Genomic DNA, 18,516 nt, shown 5'->3' with positions numbered 1-18,516 from the left:
ATAGGAATGTTTTGGACTGGTAGCCATGATTGTTTTATACTACTATGTAGAAAAGGTAATGTCGAGCTATGGCAAAAGACTACTATGATGATATGCAGGAGCGGCCTTCCTGGCGTTCACGCTCAGATGGGCAGCGAACAAAACCCAGCCGTGGTCTGATTTGGACCATCGCATTGGGTATAGCCATCTGTGTGGTGGTCATCGTCATTTGGTATCAGTTCTTTCCAGATCAGACAGGAAAGAGCACTGAAGGCCCAAAGGCGGTTGTCGAAGTGCTGCCGCAGGTGGAGAAGATCAGTGATGCCCCCGAGGTATCGGCAGTGGTAGCCCCCCCTGCGGATGTCACACCGGCTCCAGCCGTCGTTTCACCCTCCGATGCCGCGGTGGTCGACACCCAGGCCCGGTCGCTTTCCGACCGACCGGCACCTGTACGTTCCTCCAGCTCGCTCACCGTCCAGTATGCCGACCACTTGGTTGCTGCAAATGAGGATCTTGCCACCATTGCAGCCATGTACAATCTGAAAACCCAGACGCTGATCAGTGTCAATCAGATACGAAACATCCAGGCCATCCGCGAAGGAGTCACCCTTCGGATCCCGGACCGTGACGGACAACTGTATACCGTTCGCGAGGGGGATATGCTTTCCACCATTGCACGCAAGTACAGCCCCTCGCTCGGGTGGAAAACGTTGCAGGAGATCAACGGCCTGAAGAGCGAGAACATCCTTGTCGGCCAGCAGCTGTTCATCCCCGATACCTCCTCGACTGCCACCAACCAACTTGCCGATGTAGCCCCGATCCAGTTCCAGAAGCCTGCTTCAGGCACCATCACCACACTGTTCGGCCAGCCCTACATTAATCCGGCAACCGGAATCAGCGAGAGCATCAGCGGCATTCTGATCGTCGGCAACTGGGGTTCGGCCGTTGTCGCCTCAGCCAGCGGCCAAGTTGTGGATGCCGGGTATGAAGTGAAGGGCAGGGGGCGGTTTGTCGTACTCAGCCATGAAGGCGGTTACCGGACCAGTTATCATCATCTGGAGAACGTGGAGGTGCGCATCGGCATGACGCTCTCCAAGGGTGATACAATCGGCAGCATTGGAACCAGCGGTACTTCATATGAACGCCCCACGCTTTTCTTCAGCATCGAGCAGTCGGGCATAGCACTCGATCCCATCCAGTTCTTCTAAAGCGCAACAAAAAGGACCGGACTTCACGGTGCCTATGCATTCCTTCCATGACAGTGTTTGTATTTTTTCCCGCTCCCACAGGGACAGGGATCGTTGCGCCCGACTTTGGGTTGGTCGCGCCTGATGGTGACGGGGGCCACGTCGCCGCCTCCCTGTACGCGCCTGGCATTGTGCGCCTCTGAGGCGAAAGCTCCTTTGGCCGTGTGCGATTCCACCATTTTCGCTTTGCTGCTTTGTCTCTGGTAGGATTGCTCGGGTCGGGTGATCTGCACCCGCACCAACGTCTGGGCCATGAAATGCTTGATGCCTTCGAGCATCTCGTTGAAGATTTCAAAGCCCTCCACCTTGTACTCCACCAAAGGATTCTTCTGTGCATACGAGCGCAGCCCTACTGCATCACGAAGATCCTCGAGTGCGGTCAGGTGGTCCTGCCAACGCAGGTCGATCTGCCTCAGATAGTTGAACCGCAAGAAATCGTTGAAAGGTTTTTCGCCGGTCAGGGCAACCTTGGAATCGATTTCCGTATCGATGCACTGCACCAGGTGCTTCTTGTACTCTTCGCTGGTGGCTTTCTCATCCAAGAGAGGAACTGAAAGCTGGAAGGTGGTCAGCATCTCAGATAGGATTTTTGATCCTTTCTGCTGCTCCTTTGCATCGGCGAATACTGCATCCACGATGGATGCACTTATCTCATGGCAGATAGCCCTGACGCGTTGCAGCAGATGCTCGTCGGTGAGGATGGCATCGCGCTCGGCGTAGATGAAGTTTCGCTGCTCATTCAGTACATCATCATAGTCGAGCAGGTGTTTTCTGATTTCGAAGTTTCTATCTTCCACCCGTTTCTGCGCTTTCTCGATGGCATTGGAGAGCATGCGGTGCTCGATCGGCTCTCCGTCCTGCATGCCGATTCTTCCCAGGATGTTTTTCAGGTTGTCCGAAGCGAAGAGACGCATCAACGAATCGTCCAGTGATACAAAGAAACGGCTGGCACCTGGATCGCCTTGTCGACCGCTGCGTCCCCTGAGTTGGTTGTCGATACGCCTTGATTCATGTCGCTCGGTTCCCAGGATATAGAGTCCGCCAAGAGATTTCACCTCTTCATAATCCTTTTTCCAGGAGGGGTAGACCTCCTTGAGGGCCTGGGCGAACTCCTCGGCGGTGGCCTCGGTGCCGCACAGCCTTCTTGCCCTCGCATCGATGCTGCCGCCGAGCTTGATGTCGGTTCCACGACCGGCCATGTTGGTTGCGATGGTGACGGCACCCTTTGCACCGGCTTCCTCGATGATCATGGCCTCACGGGCATGGTTCTTGGCATTGAGCACCTCGTGCTTGATGCCCATGCGCCGAAGCAGCAACGAAAGCATCTCACTTTTCTCGATGCTGATGGTGCCCACCAAGATGGGCTGGCCGGTTTTATGAACCCGTTCAATCTCCTCGCAGATGGCCTTGAACTTGAATTGTTCGTTGTAATAGACCAGATCGGGGAAGTCCTGACGGATGATAGGCTTGTTGGTGGGGATGACCACCACATCGAGATTGTAGATTTTCAGGAATTCCGGAGCTTCGGTGTCGGCGGTGCCGGTCATGCCGCTGATCTTGTCATACATGCGGAAAAAGTTCTGGAAGGTGATGGTCGCCAAAGTCTTGTTCTGACCGAGGATCTTGATCTTCTCCTTGGCCTCGATTGCTTGGTGCAACCCGTCGCTGTACCTCCTCCCGTGAAGGATGCGGCCGGTGAATTCATCGACGATTTGCACCTGGCCATCGACTACTACATAATCGACATCGGCGCTGTAGAGCCTGAGGGCCTTTACCGCCTGGGTGACATAGTGGACATACTCAAAATTCTCATCGGCATAGATCGAGCCTTTGATGACGTGGTGCTTGTTGAGCAGCTCTTCCATATGAAGCATGCCCTGATTGGTAAATGAGACTTTCTTCTGTTTCTCGTCAAGCTTGTAGTCTCCGCGTTCCTCAAAAGGCTGTGCATTGCGCTCGAAACGGGCAAGCGGGTCTTGTTCATAGTAATCCCCGGTTTCGGGGTTCTTTTCACACTCGACCAAAAAGGAGGCGATTTTTGCAGCTCCCAGCACCTGGGCAGAATCGTCCTCGCTCTGGCCGCTGATGATCAGCGGGGTTCTTGCCTCGTCGATGAGGATGGAGTCTATTTCGTCGATGATGCAGTAGTGGTGCTTGGGTTGGATTTTCTCTTCGGCCGACCACTTCATGTTGTCCCTGAGATAGTCGAAGCCGAACTCATTGTTCGTTCCGTACGTCACATCCCTGCTGTAGGCCTTTCTCTTGGCCTCATTGTCCATATCGGAGAGAATGACTCCCACCGAGAGGCCCAAGAACTCATAAATGGGACCCATCCACGAAGCGTCACGACCGGCAAGGTAGTCGTTGACGGTGACGATATGCACGCCTTTTCCCTCAAGGGCGTTCAGATATGCTGCAGGAACGCAGGTGAGGGTCTTGCCTTCACCGGTTTTCATCTCAAGGATTTTCCCTTGATGGAGCACCACCGCTCCCATGATTTGCACATCGTAGTGACGCTCGCCAAGAACACGTTTGGCTGCTTCCCTGGCCAAGGCGAATGCTTTGGGCAACAAACTATCCAATGAGGCTCCCTCTTGCAGTTGTTTTCGAAACTGCTGTGTCTGCACAGGGAATTGGTCATCCGACAACGCCGAGGCCCAAGGTTCCTCCTTGTTTACCTGTTCAAGGAGGGGGAGTAATGAACGAAGGTCCTTGTCTTGCTTGGTTCCGAACAGTTTGGTGAAAAATGAGGTGCCCATGGATATCTCTCTTGCCGATAAAGATTGAGGAGCTTGGCCCCTCCTTGCTAGTATACTCATTCTCAAGATGCAAGAAAAGTGAAACCATGCGAAAAAGCTGGGACAAATCTACCCACACTGTATCAAGATGATACAAGTCACTAGTCGTTTCAAAGCCGTCGTGGTATAGTCAACCCATGATTGTCTGTTATACAGGGGGTGGCACCCTCGGTCATATCCATCCCGCACTTGCTGTACATGAAGTGCTTTCCAGCAGATCGGGATATCAGGCGTTCTGGATCGGAAGGGAAGACCGATCCGAGCGAGAGGCAGTCCAAAAAGCCGGCATTCCCTTCTTTGCCATCAGAAGCGGAAAACTGAGGCGGTACCGATCGCTTAAAAACGTGCTGGACATCGGCAATGTCCTGGTCGGGTGCATGCAGGCTTTCTCAATCCTGAGGAAAAGCAGGCCGGACGTACTCTTTTCCAAAGGTGGCTTTGTATCCGTACCCCCGGTTCTTGCAGCCTTTCTGCTCGGAATCCCGACAGTCAGCCACGAAAGCGATGCTTCACCGGGTCTAGCCACCCGCATCAACGCCCGCTTTTCCCGCTTCGTATGCGTCCCTTTTGTACAGGGCTTTGAAACCATCAAGGAAAGCAAGCGCGTGGTTACGGGCAATCCCATCAGGCAGGCCTTGGTTTCCAAGGCTGATGAACCGTACAAAGAGGGTGAACTTGAGTTCATCGGCAGGGACGACAAGCTCATCCTTGTCCTGGGCGGCAGCAGCGGATCGCAGCAGATCAATTCCTTGGTCCGCACCCATCTCGAGGAACTGACCCAAATGGCCTATGTATATCACCAGTGCGGGCCCAACGATGTGCAAAACCTGGTGCACGAGCGGTACACCGAGGTATCCTTCATCAACGACCTGCTGCCGATTCTCTTGAAGCGGGCGGATTTGGTCATCAGCCGCAGCGGGGCTAACACCATCGCCGAGCTTGCACTCTTTGGATGTGCCAGCCTGCTCATCCCATTGAGTCGTCAATACAGCAGGGGGGACCAGATCGACAACGCGCTTCGGCTTGCATCCCTCGGGGCATCCCGGGTACTGTTGGATGAGAACGACCTCAATCGATTCATCGAAGAAGTAAAAGACTTGCTGGACAGCCGGCAAAAGCGCACAATGCTCTCTATGAATATCAAGCAACTGGCACAAAAAGAGTGTGCACATCGTATCGCAGAGCTGCTTTGCAGCGTGAAGGAGTAAGGTATGCAATGGGGATTGACCATCGGTTCTGTGTATTTCAACTCGATTGACATCATTGTCTTTGCCCTGGCGATCATTGGAGGCATTGCCGACACCCTCACCGGGTTTGCCGATGCATTCTCCCACCGCAGCGGATACATCGTCGGCTTCTTTTCCGGTCTCATGTTCACGCGCATCATTGCCGATGTATTCAGCCAGTCTTTTTCCCTTCCCCCGCTCCTGTCCAGTCTCATCGCCTTTGTTCTCTTGTTCCTTATCGGATATGGCTTGATGCGCATAGTCGGCAATCTGCTGGAGACCGCGCTGAATGCCACAGGACTTCGTGCGGTGAACGGCTTGTTGGGATTTCTCTGGGGTGTGTTCGAGGTGGTTATTGCAGCCAGCGTGGTCATCTATGTACTGGAGCTGCAGAAAGCCTTCGACCTCTCGGCGATTTTTGATGCCAGCCAGTTTGTCCTCAACATAGTCAGGCCGTTGGTGCCTGATACCGTCCACTGGTTCTCCTCCTCGATGCAGGTTGCCCATGTTTGAATTGCTTGAGCCTTTCCAGAAATCCTTGGCTGTCCAGATGCGAAACCAAATCCAAGAAGGGACCTTCAGCCAGGTCAACCTGTTCGGAGGGCCCCGCTACAGCCTGAGGATGAGTTTCGCCTTGGAGGCGGCCCGTGTCCTTTCATGCAGAAGGCAGGGCATGAGCAATTGCAGTTGTGAAAGTTGCAGAAAATTTGCAACACTGGGTGAACCCAATGTGCTGATTGTCAGCCAACGAGACCATAAGAGCTTGATTGAGACACATCTTGATGCTTTTTGCCGGCTGTACAACGATTTTACCAAGATCGAGCTGATAAGGGCCATCCGCACTCTGCTTTTGCAGTATCATCCGTCCTTCAGCCCGGCAACGGCAAGCCAGACCTCCCTCTATGATGCAGCCTCCTCGGTCAACGAGCTGCTGATATCCCTCGGACAGGAACGGGAGATCGGGCAGAAGGAGGCGAAGAAGTGGGCCGAGGAGATTCGCTCCTCCTTGAAACCCTTGTATGCAGCCAATCGAAAGAACACCACGGTCACCATCGCCCAGGTGAGGGCGATCGATGAATGGGTGAACCAGACCGGCATGGGGTCGAATAAGCGGTTCATCATCCTGGAGGCGATGGAACAGACCAATGTCTCGGCCCGCAACAGTCTGCTCAAGATTCTGGAGGAGCCGCCCGAGGATACCTATTTCTTTTTGATCAGTGAGTTTCCCAACCGGATCATGAGCACCATTCTTTCCCGTGTCCGCAGGTATGTCTTCCCGCCTTTGGGAAAGGAAGCGGTCATGCTCTATCTTAAGCCGTACTACCTGCATGACAGGCAGTATGAGAGTCTTGAACAGTTCTACCTTGAAGGCGGGGGAATGGACCTGAACAAGAATCGCCAGATAGCCGGCATGCTCTTCTCCTCGGTGCAAAGCCGAAGGTACCTGCTCCTGCCCGATTTGCAGCAACTGCTTTCCAATGTGGATGATGTGGATGGCTACGAGTATGTCTTGCGTGCCTTGTTGGACAGGCTCGCAGATGCGTTGGAGGAGGAGAGCCTTTCGGCCGATCTGGCCTATAGGCTTTCGTCCTTGGTGAGCAGCAGTTACTCAGAGGCCCAGCTGTACAATCAGAACGGCCGGCTGATGCTTGAGGCCCTGTATTATCGGATGATGGAGGAGCGATGAAGAATTTTGTCCTGCGGGCGATCCAGAAAATCGACCAACTCGATACGAAGCAGATTGTAGACATCATGCGCTCGCAGGCCGACGATGTTGAAATGCTTGAGAACGTATTGGAGTCCATCCACGATGGTGTCATTCTCACTGACGAGAAATTGACGGTCCTCTATGCCAACTCCAACTGCCGCAACCTTGTTCCCATGGCACGGTTTCGTTCCTATGAAGGGATGGCGCTTGCAAAGGTGCTTGAGGACGAGCATGTGCTGAGGTACATCGAACTGAAAGTGCAGCGGAAGGCAGGCGACGAGGACAACGAGTTCACCTTCCAGAAAGGGGATAAGCTTCAGACGATTGCGGTGACCGTCTTTTCCTACAAGAGTAGTTCCGAACGCGTCCGGTCCTCCTACGTGGTCATGATCAGCGATGTCACCGAGCACAATGCCAACGAGGCCAGGCTTCGGAGAAGTGAGAATCTGGCTTCCATGACCACCATGGCGGCAGGCGTGGCTCATGAGATCAAGAATCCATTGGCAGCGATGGCAATCCATTTGCAGCTGCTTCGGAAGGCGTTCAGCAGGAAGGAATCCCTTACGCTGGATGATGCCCAGCGCTATCTGGATGTGCTCGATGAGGAGATCAACAGGCTCAACTCGATTGTGGTGGACTTCCTGTTTGCCGTCAGGCCGATGGATACCCGCTTGCGCCTGGGCCAGATCAGACGCACCCTTGAAGAGGTTGCCAAGTTCGTGGCGCCGGAGCTCGCAGAGCACCATGTGAAGCTGAAGCTTGACTTTCCCAATTCACTTCCAAGATTGGAGTACGATGAGCATCTGATCAAGCAGGCCCTGCTCAATCTCATAAAGAATGCAATGAACGCCATGGAAGGGGGAGGCATGTTGATCTTGCAGGCAAGGCATGACCAAAACCAGGTTTTGCTGAAAGTCATCGATACCGGAATCGGGATGGATGAGCAGACCCAGCTGAAGATATTCGAGCCCTACTTCACCACCAAGGCGACGGGAACCGGCCTGGGATTGACCGTGGTGTATAAGATCATGAAGGAACACAAAGGTGATATCACTGTCCAAAGCAAGCTTGGTGAGGGAACGACATTCACCTTGTACTTCCCGGTACCACGCAGTGAACGACTCGCGTTGGACAGCCAAGCCGTGACGGAGGCTGATTATGAAGCGTAACATCCTTATCTGTGACGATGAAAAGAATATCAGAGGCGGCCTTGCCCAAGCAATGGAGCTTGAAGGGTATGAGAGCATCGAGGCCGTCGACGGGCGGCAGGCCTGGGAGATAATCAACAAGACGGGAGTCGACTTGGTCATCACCGATTTGCGGATGCCCAACATGAGTGGCGAAGAGCTGTTGAAAAAGATCATCAGCGCCTATCCACGCATGCCGGTGATCATTCTCACCGGTCACGGGACCATCGAGACTGCAGTACAGGCGATGCGCAGTGGTGCGGTTGACTTCTTCACCAAACCGGTGGACCTTGATCGCTTGTCCTTGGTTGTCAAAAAAGCCCTTTCCGACACCGACCTGTATGCCGAGCATGAACGGCTGAAAGAAGAAGTCGAGCAGTTGAGAGCGCGCAACCGCTATGACCGCATCATCGGCAAAAGCCAGAAAATGGTGGAGCTGATGGATACGGTCAGCCAGGTGGCCCCGACCAAGGCATCTGTGCTCATCACCGGCGAGAGCGGGGTGGGCAAAGAATTGGTCGCTGATGCAATCCATGAGCTGAGCAACCGCAGCAAAGGGCCCTTTATAAAGGTGCATTGTGCCGCCCTCACTGCAAGTTTGTTGGAAAGCGAACTGTTCGGCCATGAGAAAGGGTCTTTTACCGGAGCAGTCAAGGAGAAGAAGGGACGGTTCGAGCTGGCCGACGGCGGAACGATTTTCCTCGATGAGATCGGGGAGATCGACGCCCAGACACAGGTGAAGCTTCTCAGGGTGTTGCAGGAGAGGCAGTTCGAACGGGTGGGCGGCGAAAAGCCGATCTCCGTTGATGTGCGTATTGTTTGTGCCACCAACCGTGATCTTCCCAAGGAAATTGAGAAAGGGAACTTCCGCGAGGATCTCTACTACCGCCTGAACGTGGTTCACCTGGACGTCCCCCCCCTGCGTGAGCGGAAGGATGACATCCCCCTGCTCATGACCAGTTTCCTGCAGCAGTTCAATCAAGAGAACGGCAGGAGCATCGAGGCGTTCTCCAATCAGGCCAGGCGGGCTCTTTTGGCGTATGATTGGCCCGGAAACATCCGCGAGCTGCGCAACTGCATAGAAAGTGCTGTGGTACTGGCGAGAACCACGGTCATCGAGGTCGAGGATCTTCCCTCTCATATCGGCAAGGCCCAGAACACCGGCAGTGTCTCCCTCGAGGTGGGCATCACCCTGGCCGAGGCGGAGAAACAGCTGATCATTTCCACCCTTGCCATGTGTGCAGGGAACAAGACGAAAGCGGCCGAAATATTGGGTATCGGGCGCAAGACCTTGCATCGAAAACTACAGGAATATCACATTGACGAAGCATGACATATACGAGATCTTCGACAAGGGAGGTCTGCTGGAGAAGCACTTCAGCGGGTATGAATACCGGGAAGGCCAGCTTCTGATGGCCGAGCTTGTCAGAGAGAGCTATGAGACCGGCGCCATTGCGGCAATCGAGGCAGGAACGGGCATCGGCAAATCCTTTGCATATTTGGCAGTGGCGCTCTATCATGCGATGAGCAGTCCTGATGAGCGGACAGTCATCGCGACCAGTACGATCAACTTGCAAAAGCAGCTCTATGAGAAAGATCTGCCGATGTTGTTTCGATATCTCGGGTTTTCATGCAAGACTGCTCTTGCTGTAGGGCGGGGCAACTATGTGTGCATCCACAGGTTCGTGCAGACCCGCAATGAGGCCAGCCTGCTCAGCCAGGATCCGCAAAGCGAGCTCTATCAGGTCGGGCAGTGGATGCAAAGCACGCAGACCGGTCTGTTTGCCGATTATCCTTCACGCTTGAGTTTCGAACTCAGGGGGGAAATCTGCTGCGATGGAGATTTATGTCCCAATCACAGCTGCGATTATTTCAAGGAGTGCTTCTTTTTCAAGGCAAAGGCGAAAGCAAAGGAAGCGAAGATCATCGTCACCAACCATCACCTGCTCTTCACCGATGCCCAAAGCAGGCATATCGGCGATGTCGGCTATGACGAGGAGATGATTCTCCCCCCGTTCAATCGTCTGATCATTGATGAGGCCCACAATATGGAATCGAATGCAACCGAGTACTTTACCGATGAGTACGATTCCAAGGAGATGCTGCGCCAGATTCACCGCATCCAGCGTACCGGCCGGTACAGCAGCAAATCGTTGCTTGAACAGGTGGGCGAGTACAGCACCGAGGCCGACATCATAGACCGCATCCAGGACGACATCCACCTGCTGATGCAGGAAGTGGGGACTTTGGATCAGTATCTGCTTGCCGTCTTTCAGAAGAACGACTTCCAGCCGGTGTTGATCAAGGCCGAGCAGCAGCATCGCCTGGCCGATTTTGTGAAGGCGGCAACTTCGGTAGCCGAGGCCAGTGGAAGGCTTGCAGCAAAAATCAACGTGTTTCTTGAGCACAACAAGGCTCCCGAGGAGTTGGATGCCAAGCTTGCCGAATTGAGGGTGCGGGGTACGAGAATTTCGATGATGAGCGAGGTGCTCACCCGTTTCTGCAACTTTGGGTTGTGGCAGGACGAGGTGCACTGGTTCAATGCCGAGTCGAACAACCGGGACCGTACCGTCCAGATTCGAATCACCCCCCTTTCCATAGCCGATTTGCTTGTCGATGCCCTGTTCTCCAAGCTGGAGACGGTGGTGTGTACATCGGCCACTCTGGACTTGAGCGACCAGTTCGCATTCTGGTCGGGCAGGGTGGGGCTTCCGTATGATGAGAGCCGTCCGTTTCTGAAAGGCATTTTTCTCTCACCCTTCGACTACAAGAGCCGCCTGATGCTGCTTACCCCCTCCGATGCGCCCCTGCCTGCGAAAGAGATGGAGGAGCCGTATATCAGCTATGTGGCGCAAACCATCTGGGATGCGGTACACAGTTCGGGAGGAGGGGCATTGGTGCTCTTTACCTCATACGTCATGCTCAAGCAGGTGAAGCGCATGTTGGAGTCCAGGTTTGAACAAGCCTCTCTTACCCTGTTGGGACAGGGGGAGCTCGACCGTTACACCCTGCTCAATCGCTTCATAGCGGAACAGGACAGCACCCTGTTTGCTACTTCCTCCTTCTGGGAGGGTGTGGATGCTCCCGGCAACACGCTGAGGATGGTGATTATTGTCAAGCTTCCGTTCGCCGTCCCTTCCGACCCGGTATTCAAAGCCCGCTGTGAAGCCATAGACAAGGCGGGCGGAAGTGGGTTTTATCAGTTGGCTTTGCAGTCGGCAACCATGAAGCTCAAGCAGGGTTTCGGCAGGCTTCTGCGCAGTACCGCCGACCGTGGGGTTGTCTTGATTCTTGACAGCAGGGTCATAACCAAGAATTACGGGGTGTATATGCTGCGCGCCCTGCCCGAAAGCTATCATCCGGAGACGGAGAGTGCAGGGCTGTGCACCAAGATTGAAAATTTCCTCTATGGTTGAGAATAAAAAAAGAGGTGGGAACTGCTTCCCGCCTCCTTGTGATTCCTGTGTCTGTATTACTCGATGATTGCAAGGATATCAGACATGCCAAGGATCAGATGCTCTTTGCCATCGATCTTTACAGAAGTTCCGCTGTACTTGTCGTGCATGACGCGGTCTCCTACCTTGACGGTCATTTTGACCTTCTCAGTCCCTTCACCGACTGCGACAACAGTACCGATCTGTGTCTTCTCCTGTGCTGTCTGTGGGATGTACAGACCGCTTGCAGTCTTCTCCTGCACCTCTTCAATTTTCACCAATACTCTGTCTGCCAAAGGCTTAATGGTCATTGTATGTTCCTCCAACCATAGGTAAATGTGGTAGTGTAATTACGAGGGCTTCGCCTTCGCTTCAGATAATATAGTCAAAAGTGGCAAGACAGGCAAGCTGATTTATACAATCAGGCAAGAACCTGTGAAGAACCTGCACAGTGCGAAAAAATCGCGCTCTTGGGTTGCCGTTATTGGGAGGCTTTACTATATTCTTTATACGATCAAAAGGGAATGTGAAATGGAAGCACAGCAAGAACAGAATACACAGCTTATGAAGCAGTCGGATTATGTGTTTCTCAGTGACAAAGCAAGCTTCGAGCAGATGTGGAGACACTTTTATAATCTTGCTTTCTTGTTTGCAAAATCCCAGGACTTGGCAAGCTGTCTCAACTGTTTCATAGACGTGTTTCTGATCAGGGGGAATGAGATGCACAACCCGGACAAGGATTGGCTTGATTTCTTCCGTCGTCAGTTTGCCATGTATCTGATGGGCAAGCGGCGAATCTCCTGCTCGCTGAGTGAAGGCGACATGATTCATGACTTCTTGAAGATGGAGTATGAACAGTTGAAAGAAGAGCTTGAGGCGAGTGAACTTCCTTTCGATCGTGAGAATCTGAGCCAATGGTTTGCTTCCATCGAGCTCGATTTCCCCTGGCTCGTAGGCGAATCTGAGCCAAAATGGTCGGTTGGCTGAACCAGATGGGGCATTATGGGTCAGAATATACCAGAAAACAGCGGGTTTTTCTCAAGCGTGTCAAAAAGAACCAATTTCTTATCTGTATCGTTGCCACTCACCGGTAAAATACACCATTGTAGATTTGTAAAAAAAACATAAAAAATTATATTAAAAAGAAATAGATATTTTTAAATAAAGTTGGCACGCTAGTTGCATTTACCTTTCCAACAACCCAGAAGGGAGAATGCACAATGAAAACAAAACGCGCCATGCTTAACAATAACGAAGATTCTTATGCTTATGACGATGCCAACATCCTGAGTATGTACCTCAAAGAAATCAACCGTATTCCGCTGCTCAGTGCAGAAGAGGAATTTGCACTGGCCAAGCGTGTGCAGAAAGGTGATGAATTCGCCCGCAAACGGATGATTGAATCCAACCTCCGCTTCGTGGTGAATGTGGCCAAGAAGTATCAGAATCAGGGGATACCCTTGGTTGACTTGATCAACGAGGGAAACATCGGCTTGATGACGGCTTTGGATAAGTTCGATCCCGACAAGGGCTATCACTTCATCAGTTACGCCGTTTGGTGGATTCGTCAGTCCGTCATGAAGGCCATTAATGAAAAAAGCAGGGCTGTGAGGCTGCCTCTGAACCGAACCAACGAGTTGATGCAGATCCAGAAGGCTCAGCGTTCCCTGATGAAAGACTTGAGCACCGAAGATCCAACCATGGAGGAAATCGGTACCATGACCGGCTTTGAGCCCGAGCATGTTTCCAGCCTGCTCTCCATCAGTCGTGATCTGGTCAGCCTGGATGCACCGGTTTTCAAGGATGGAAGTGCCAGCAGTATAGGGGACTTCATCGAAGATGAGACCCAGAATCCCGAACAATCATTGCTCGATGCTTCCTTGAAGGAGGATGTTCGGTCGTTGCTTGCCACCCTCAGCGACAAGGAACGGGAGATCATCGAGCTGCGCTTCGGACTGGAGGGAAAGACTCCCATGTCGCTGAAGGAAATCGGTGAATTGTACAACCTGACCAAGGAGCGAATCCGCCAGATTGAGAAAAAAGCCCTTGAGAGGCTGAGAAATCCTTCCAAGAGCAAGATGGTCGAAAGCTACATCGCATAACAGCACCGCAGGGTGTATCCATATAGATAGAAAAAGCCGGGCAACCTGAATGCTCGGTTTTTTCGTGTTGACAGGCCTTTGTCTGCATGGTAGTATGCAAACAGATAATTTGTATGCAAATTACTATATTCGTATACAAAAAGGAGGTATGCCATGCGAGCCAAGGATACTGCAAACCATGTCTATGCCTCGTTACGCAAGGAAATCCTGGCTCTGACCATCGTACCCGGCCAGTTGATGCGGGAACAGGACATCTGTGAGCGGTTTGAGGCCAGCAGGACTCCGGTCCATGTCGCGCTTGAGCGGCTTTGCGATGCAGGCCTGTTGGAATTTGTACCCTACAAAGGGGTGCGTGCCACCTTGTTGAAATTCTCGCACATCTATCAGACCATCCTGATGCGCACGATATTGGAGACCAAGGTTCTCATTGACTTTTCTCAACAAGCAGACCCGTTTGCCTTGGAACGCTGCCATCATTGTCTGCGTAATCAAGAAATCCTGCTTGCAAGCGACCAGTTTGAGCCTTCGGCTTTCTATGCATTGGATTCAGCACTCCACCAAACATGGTTTGATGAAGCAGGCTTTCCCTTGTTTTGGGATGCCATCCAGGATTCCGAAGTGTACTACACCCGGTTTCGCATGCTCGATATCGTAGAAATGCATAATTTCAAAGAAATTATACAGGAACATGCTGTATTGCTTTCGTTATTGGAGACACAGCAGTATGATCAGGTGGAAGGGGTGATAACCTATCACTTGTTCGGCGGGATTCGTCGTATGCGGCATATATTGCAATCGGATTTGGGTTCGTATTTCAGCGATGCACAAACTATCGGGTCGTACCTGGACAGGGTTCTGTCCTTTTCGCGGCCGGATTGCCTTTCAGAATAGGAGGAATTACATGGACATTCGTTATTCAACAGGAAAAGAGGCGTTCAAGCACATGACCACCGAGGAGCTTCGCAAGGAGTTCTTGGTGCAGAACATCTTCAAGGCCGACGATGTGAGTGCGGTCTATTCGCACATCGACCGGATTGTCACCTTGGGGGCCATGCCTGTAACTGGAAAGCTCGACCTCGCTAAGAACATCGACCCGATGAAGGATTTCGGCGTGAATTATTTCTTGGAGCGTCGGGAACTAGGAATCATCAATATCGGTGGTGATGGCGTGGTGGAGGCGAATGGAGTGACCTACAACCTGGTGCACTTCGACGGTTTGTACCTTCCCATGGGGACCAAGGAAGTGACTCTGGCAAGCAAGGACGCAAAGAACCCGGCGAAGTTCTATATGAGCTGCACCCCGGCCCACCGAGCTTTCCCGGCCAAGCATATTGTGTTCGCCGATGCAAAGCATGTGCCTGCAGGCAGTGCAGCGGACAGCAACAAGCGCACGATCAATCAGTACATCCACCCCGATGTACTCGATACCTGCCAGTTGTCGATGGGTTTGACCCAGCTTGAAGAGGGAAGTGTATGGAACACGATGCCCGCCCATACCCACGAGAGGCGCATGGAAGTGTACTTCTACTTTGACATCAAGGAGAAACAGACACTGTTCCACTTCTTTGGGGAACCCACCGAGACTCGTCACATTGCAGTGGGCAATGAGGAAGCCGTGATCAACCCGTCGTGGTCGATCCACAGCGGCGTGGGTACAAGCAACTATACTTTCATTTGGTCGATGTGCGGTGAGAATCGCACCTATACGGATATGGATTGGGTAGCAACCGAGGAGTTGAGGTAAACAATATGACAAAAGTGCAGGATATGTTCTCCCTGAAGGGAAAGGTGGCCTGGATTACCGGAGCCAGTTATGGGATCGGGTTTGCAATCGCCGGTGTGTATGCGCAGGCTGGAGCAAAGATTGCATTCAATGACATCAATCAGGAACTGGTTGACAAGGGACTCGATGCCTACAAGCAGGCAGGAATCGATGCAAAAGGCTATGTGTGCGACGTAACCGATGAGGATGCAGTAATCAGGACCAATGAGCGGATCGTCAAGGATCTGGGGCCTGTCGACATCCTGGTCAACAACGCCGGCATCATCAAGCGCATCCCGATGCACGAGATGGCAGCAAGCGATTGGCGCAAGGTCATCGATATCGACCTTACCGCTCCGTTCATCGTCTCCAAGGCCGTCCTTCCTTCGATGATGGAACGCAAAAGCGGTAAAATCATCAATATCTGTTCGATGATGAGCGAACTGGGACGCGAGACGGTCAGTGCGTATGCAGCTGCAAAGGGTGGGCTGAAGATGCTGACCCGCAACATCGCCAGCGAATACGGCAAGTACAACATCCAGTGCAACGGCATCGGGCCCGGCTACATTGCCACACCCCAGACCGCTCCACTGAGGGAGAGACAGCCGGATGGCAGCCGCCATCCGTTCGACTCGTTCATCGTTGCCAAGACTCCGGCCGAACGCTGGGGGAACACCGAGGACCTAGAGGGCCCCGCTCTCTTCCTCGCTTCGAAGGCAAGTGATTTCGTCAATGGACATGTACTCTATGTGGATGGAGGCATTCTTGCCTATATCGGCAAGCAGCCCTGATTTTTGAAAAGCCTGAGAAGCCCGTTCAAATCCTTTGGGATGAGAGCGGGTTTTTTTTGTTGCTGTTTGTTGCAAAAGTTGCGGAATCTATTGGTTCATGGCGAAGAAACTTAGTAATCCATGAATTGTAGGAAAAAACTTGCAAAAGGCAGTAAATCTTGGGGATGCCTGCTTCTTGAAGACGCTGTCTTGTATTCAGGAAAATTGGAATATTGTTCCAAAAATAATTGAACAAATATTTATCTAATAAGGACTTGATATACCTATAATTATTGTTTTACCTCCCGATTTGATTGACAGCACAGCTTTGAACAGGTAGGATTTGCTCGTCAAACATAGAGAATGAACAGGAGTCAGGTATGGCAGAGAAAAAAACCAAGTATGTCTATTTTTTCGGCTCCGGCAAGGCAGAAGGGACGGCTCAAATGAAAGAGCTGCTCGGCGGTAAAGGTGCAAACCTCGCCGATATGACCAGTATTGGTCTTCCCGTGCCTCCGGGCTTTACAATCAGCACTGAAGCGTGTGCGTATTATAGTTCCCATGATGGAGCCTATCCCCAAGGCCTGAGGGATCAGGTGCTTGAGAACCTTGCCAAGCTTGAATCCTTGATGGGGGCAAAGCTCGGGGATAATGAGAATCCCTTGCTCGTATCGGTTCGCAGTGGAGCAGCACAGTCGATGCCCGGCATGATGGATACCATCCTCAATCTGGGGCTCAACCCCACCAGCGTCAAGGCCTTGATCGCCAAGACCAAAAACGAACGCTTTGCCTGGGACAGCTACCGCCGTTTCATGCAAATGTTCGGCGAGGTGGTGATGGGTGTTCCCCACCACGAGTTTGAGAGCGCTCTCCAGGACGTAAAGGATTCCAAGGGAAAGAGCCTCGACACCGAACTTGACAGCAAGGATCTGCAGGAAGTCATCGCCCGCTATCAGCGCCTGTACAAGCGCTATACCGGTGAAGAGTTTCCCGTTGACCCGATCGACCAGCTCTTCAAGAGCATCAACGCCGTATTCAAGTCCTGGAACAACGATCGTGCCATCAAGTACCGACAGATGAATGACATCCGCGGCTTGCTTGGGACGGCTGTCAACATCCAGAGCATGGTGTTCGGCAACATGGGAGAAACCAGCGGTACCGGTGTTGCATTCACCCGCGACCCCTCCACCGGTGAAAACCAGTTCTACGGCGAGTATCTGATGAATGCCCAGGGTGAGGACGTTGTTGCCGGTATCCGTACTCCGCAGTCCATTGAAACCTTGCGTGCGGTCAACGCAGAGGTGTATGACCAGTTGGTGGGCATCCGTTCCATTCTGGAAAAGCATTACAAGGACATGCAGGACATCGAATTCACCATCCAGGAAGGCAAGCTGTACATGCTGCAGACCAGAAATGGCAAACGCACGATTTTCAGCTGGCTTCGCTCTCAGGTTGAGATGGTGGAAGAGGGCTTGATCGACAAGGAAACTGCAGTGGCAAGAGTTCCTGCAGGCGAGTTCGGCAAGCTGTTCGCACCGATTCTCGATGCCAAATACATCCGGGACAATTCCTTGAATGAATTGACCCGCGGCTTGAATGCATCCCCCGGTGGAGCCTGCGGTCAGATTTATTTTACTGCAGACAAAGCCGAGGAGATGGCGGCCCAGGGCAAGGATGTCATTTTGGTTCGTGCAGAAACCAGCCCTGAAGACATCGGCGGCATGGCTGTTGCCAAAGGCGTGGTGACCTGCCGTGGCGGCATGACCAGTCACGCAGCGGTTGTCGCCCGTGGCATGGGTTGTCCGTGCGTCAGTGGTGCAGGTGAGATTCACATCAATGAGGCGAAGAAGAGCCTTGAGGTCAATGGTGCAATCCTGAGCGAGGGCGATTATATGTCCATCGACGGTTTCACCGGTGCAGTATATGGAACCAAGATTCCTGTGCGTTCATCGGAAATCGTTCAAGTGCTCAGCGGCCATATGAAGGAGAGCGAATCCAATCTTTTCCACAACTACAAGACCTTCATGGGATTTGTCCAGGAGCTTAAGAGGCTTGGTGTTTACACCAATGCAGACACTCCCCACGATACCGAGATGGCTGTCGCTTTCGGTGCCGAAGGAATCGGTCTGTGCAGAACCGAGCATATGTTCTTTGGTGGAAACCGCATCATGTCGATTCGCAAGATGATTCTTGCCAACAATCAGGTTGAACGCGAGAAGGCTCTTGCAGAACTGCTTCCGATGCAGAGAGGGGACTTTGAGGCGATTTTCCTCGCACTTGAGGGCAGACCCGCCACCATCCGT

15 protein-coding genes are annotated in these 18,516 nt (G+C 52.6%); 13 read left to right on the top strand and 2 right to left on the bottom strand.

Features of this window, described 5'->3' with window-relative positions; translation table 11 throughout:
- Positions 1 to 68: 68 nt before the first annotated feature.
- Positions 69 to 1,187 (top strand): M23 family metallopeptidase, encoded by a 1,119-nt coding sequence (locus B3F49_RS09725; protein ID WP_293910698.1) that lies wholly within the window; start codon positions 69 to 71, stop codon positions 1,185 to 1,187.
- A 32-nt stretch (positions 1,188 to 1,219) separates the two neighbouring features.
- On the opposite strand, the gene secA is transcribed toward B3F49_RS09725, so the two are convergent.
- The gene (gene secA / locus B3F49_RS09720) at positions 1,220 to 3,985 is read right to left on the bottom strand and encodes a preprotein translocase subunit SecA (protein ID WP_293910696.1); all 2,766 of its coding nucleotides are present in this window, start codon (positions 3,983 to 3,985) and stop codon (positions 1,220 to 1,222) included.
- A gap of 176 nt (positions 3,986 to 4,161) precedes the next feature.
- On the opposite strand from secA, the gene murG reads away from it, so the two are divergent.
- Genes murG through B3F49_RS09690 form a run of 6 tightly spaced genes read left to right on the top strand, consistent with a single transcriptional unit; the run spans position 4,162 to position 11,561 of the window.
- Positions 4,162 to 5,232, top strand: a complete 1,071-nt coding sequence (murG, locus tag B3F49_RS09715; protein ID WP_293910694.1) for an undecaprenyldiphospho-muramoylpentapeptide beta-N-acetylglucosaminyltransferase — start codon at positions 4,162 to 4,164, stop codon at positions 5,230 to 5,232.
- Between the two features lie 3 nt (positions 5,233 to 5,235).
- Entirely contained in the window at positions 5,236 to 5,763 is a 528-nt protein-coding gene (locus B3F49_RS09710; RefSeq protein ID WP_293910692.1) for a CvpA family protein, read from the top strand.
- Positions 5,756 to 6,937 (top strand): DNA polymerase III subunit delta', encoded by a 1,182-nt coding sequence (locus tag B3F49_RS09705; RefSeq protein ID WP_293910690.1) that lies wholly within the window; start codon positions 5,756 to 5,758, stop codon positions 6,935 to 6,937. Before B3F49_RS09710 ends, B3F49_RS09705 begins: the two co-directional genes overlap by 8 nt.
- The gene (locus B3F49_RS09700; RefSeq protein ID WP_293895445.1) at positions 6,934 to 8,127 is read left to right on the top strand and encodes a two-component system sensor histidine kinase NtrB; all 1,194 of its coding nucleotides are present in this window, start codon (positions 6,934 to 6,936) and stop codon (positions 8,125 to 8,127) included. The genes B3F49_RS09705 and B3F49_RS09700 overlap by 4 nt, the downstream gene beginning before the upstream one ends.
- Positions 8,117 to 9,478: a sigma-54-dependent transcriptional regulator gene (locus B3F49_RS09695; RefSeq protein WP_293910688.1), complete on the top strand. Its 1,362-nt coding sequence runs from the start codon at positions 8,117 to 8,119 to the stop codon at positions 9,476 to 9,478. Before B3F49_RS09700 ends, B3F49_RS09695 begins: the two co-directional genes overlap by 11 nt.
- On the top strand, positions 9,465 to 11,561 hold the full coding sequence (locus tag B3F49_RS09690) for an ATP-dependent DNA helicase (RefSeq protein WP_293910686.1): 2,097 nt from the start codon (positions 9,465 to 9,467) through the stop codon (positions 11,559 to 11,561). Before B3F49_RS09695 ends, B3F49_RS09690 begins: the two co-directional genes overlap by 14 nt.
- Positions 11,562 to 11,617: 56 nt before the next feature.
- Here B3F49_RS09690 and B3F49_RS09685 read toward each other — a convergent pair whose 3' ends face one another.
- On the bottom strand, positions 11,618 to 11,890 hold the full coding sequence (locus B3F49_RS09685) for a co-chaperone GroES (protein ID WP_293895454.1): 273 nt from the start codon (positions 11,888 to 11,890) through the stop codon (positions 11,618 to 11,620).
- Between the two features lie 220 nt (positions 11,891 to 12,110).
- Here B3F49_RS09685 and B3F49_RS09680 point away from each other — a divergent pair, with 220 nt between their 5' ends.
- The 6 genes from B3F49_RS09680 to ppdK all read left to right on the top strand — a co-directional run.
- Positions 12,111 to 12,566, top strand: coding sequence for a hypothetical protein (locus B3F49_RS09680; RefSeq protein ID WP_293895457.1), 456 nt, complete (start codon positions 12,111 to 12,113; stop codon positions 12,564 to 12,566).
- 233 nt (positions 12,567 to 12,799) lie between these two features.
- The gene (locus tag B3F49_RS09675) at positions 12,800 to 13,681 is read left to right on the top strand and encodes a sigma-70 family RNA polymerase sigma factor (RefSeq protein ID WP_293895459.1); all 882 of its coding nucleotides are present in this window, start codon (positions 12,800 to 12,802) and stop codon (positions 13,679 to 13,681) included.
- A 153-nt stretch (positions 13,682 to 13,834) separates the two neighbouring features.
- On the top strand, positions 13,835 to 14,572 hold the full coding sequence (locus B3F49_RS09670) for a GntR family transcriptional regulator (RefSeq protein WP_293910684.1): 738 nt from the start codon (positions 13,835 to 13,837) through the stop codon (positions 14,570 to 14,572).
- 10 nt (positions 14,573 to 14,582) lie between these two features.
- The gene (gene kduI, locus B3F49_RS09665; protein ID WP_293910682.1) at positions 14,583 to 15,425 is read left to right on the top strand and encodes a 5-dehydro-4-deoxy-D-glucuronate isomerase; all 843 of its coding nucleotides are present in this window, start codon (positions 14,583 to 14,585) and stop codon (positions 15,423 to 15,425) included.
- A gap of 5 nt (positions 15,426 to 15,430) precedes the next feature.
- A complete protein-coding gene (locus B3F49_RS09660; protein ID WP_293910680.1) occupies positions 15,431 to 16,234 on the top strand; it encodes a gluconate 5-dehydrogenase in 804 nt (267 codons plus the stop codon).
- A gap of 359 nt (positions 16,235 to 16,593) precedes the next feature.
- Positions 16,594 to 18,516 (top strand): pyruvate, phosphate dikinase (ppdK, locus tag B3F49_RS09655; RefSeq protein ID WP_293910678.1); only part of this gene is annotated, 1,923 nt, incomplete at its 3' end.

It is taken from the genome of Sphaerochaeta sp. UBA5836 (assembly GCF_002432845.1).
Classification (GTDB): Bacteria; Spirochaetota; Spirochaetia; order Sphaerochaetales; family Sphaerochaetaceae; genus Sphaerochaeta.
Note: the sequence above shows the minus strand (reverse complement) of the source record. Positions and strands in the feature narration are given on the sequence as shown.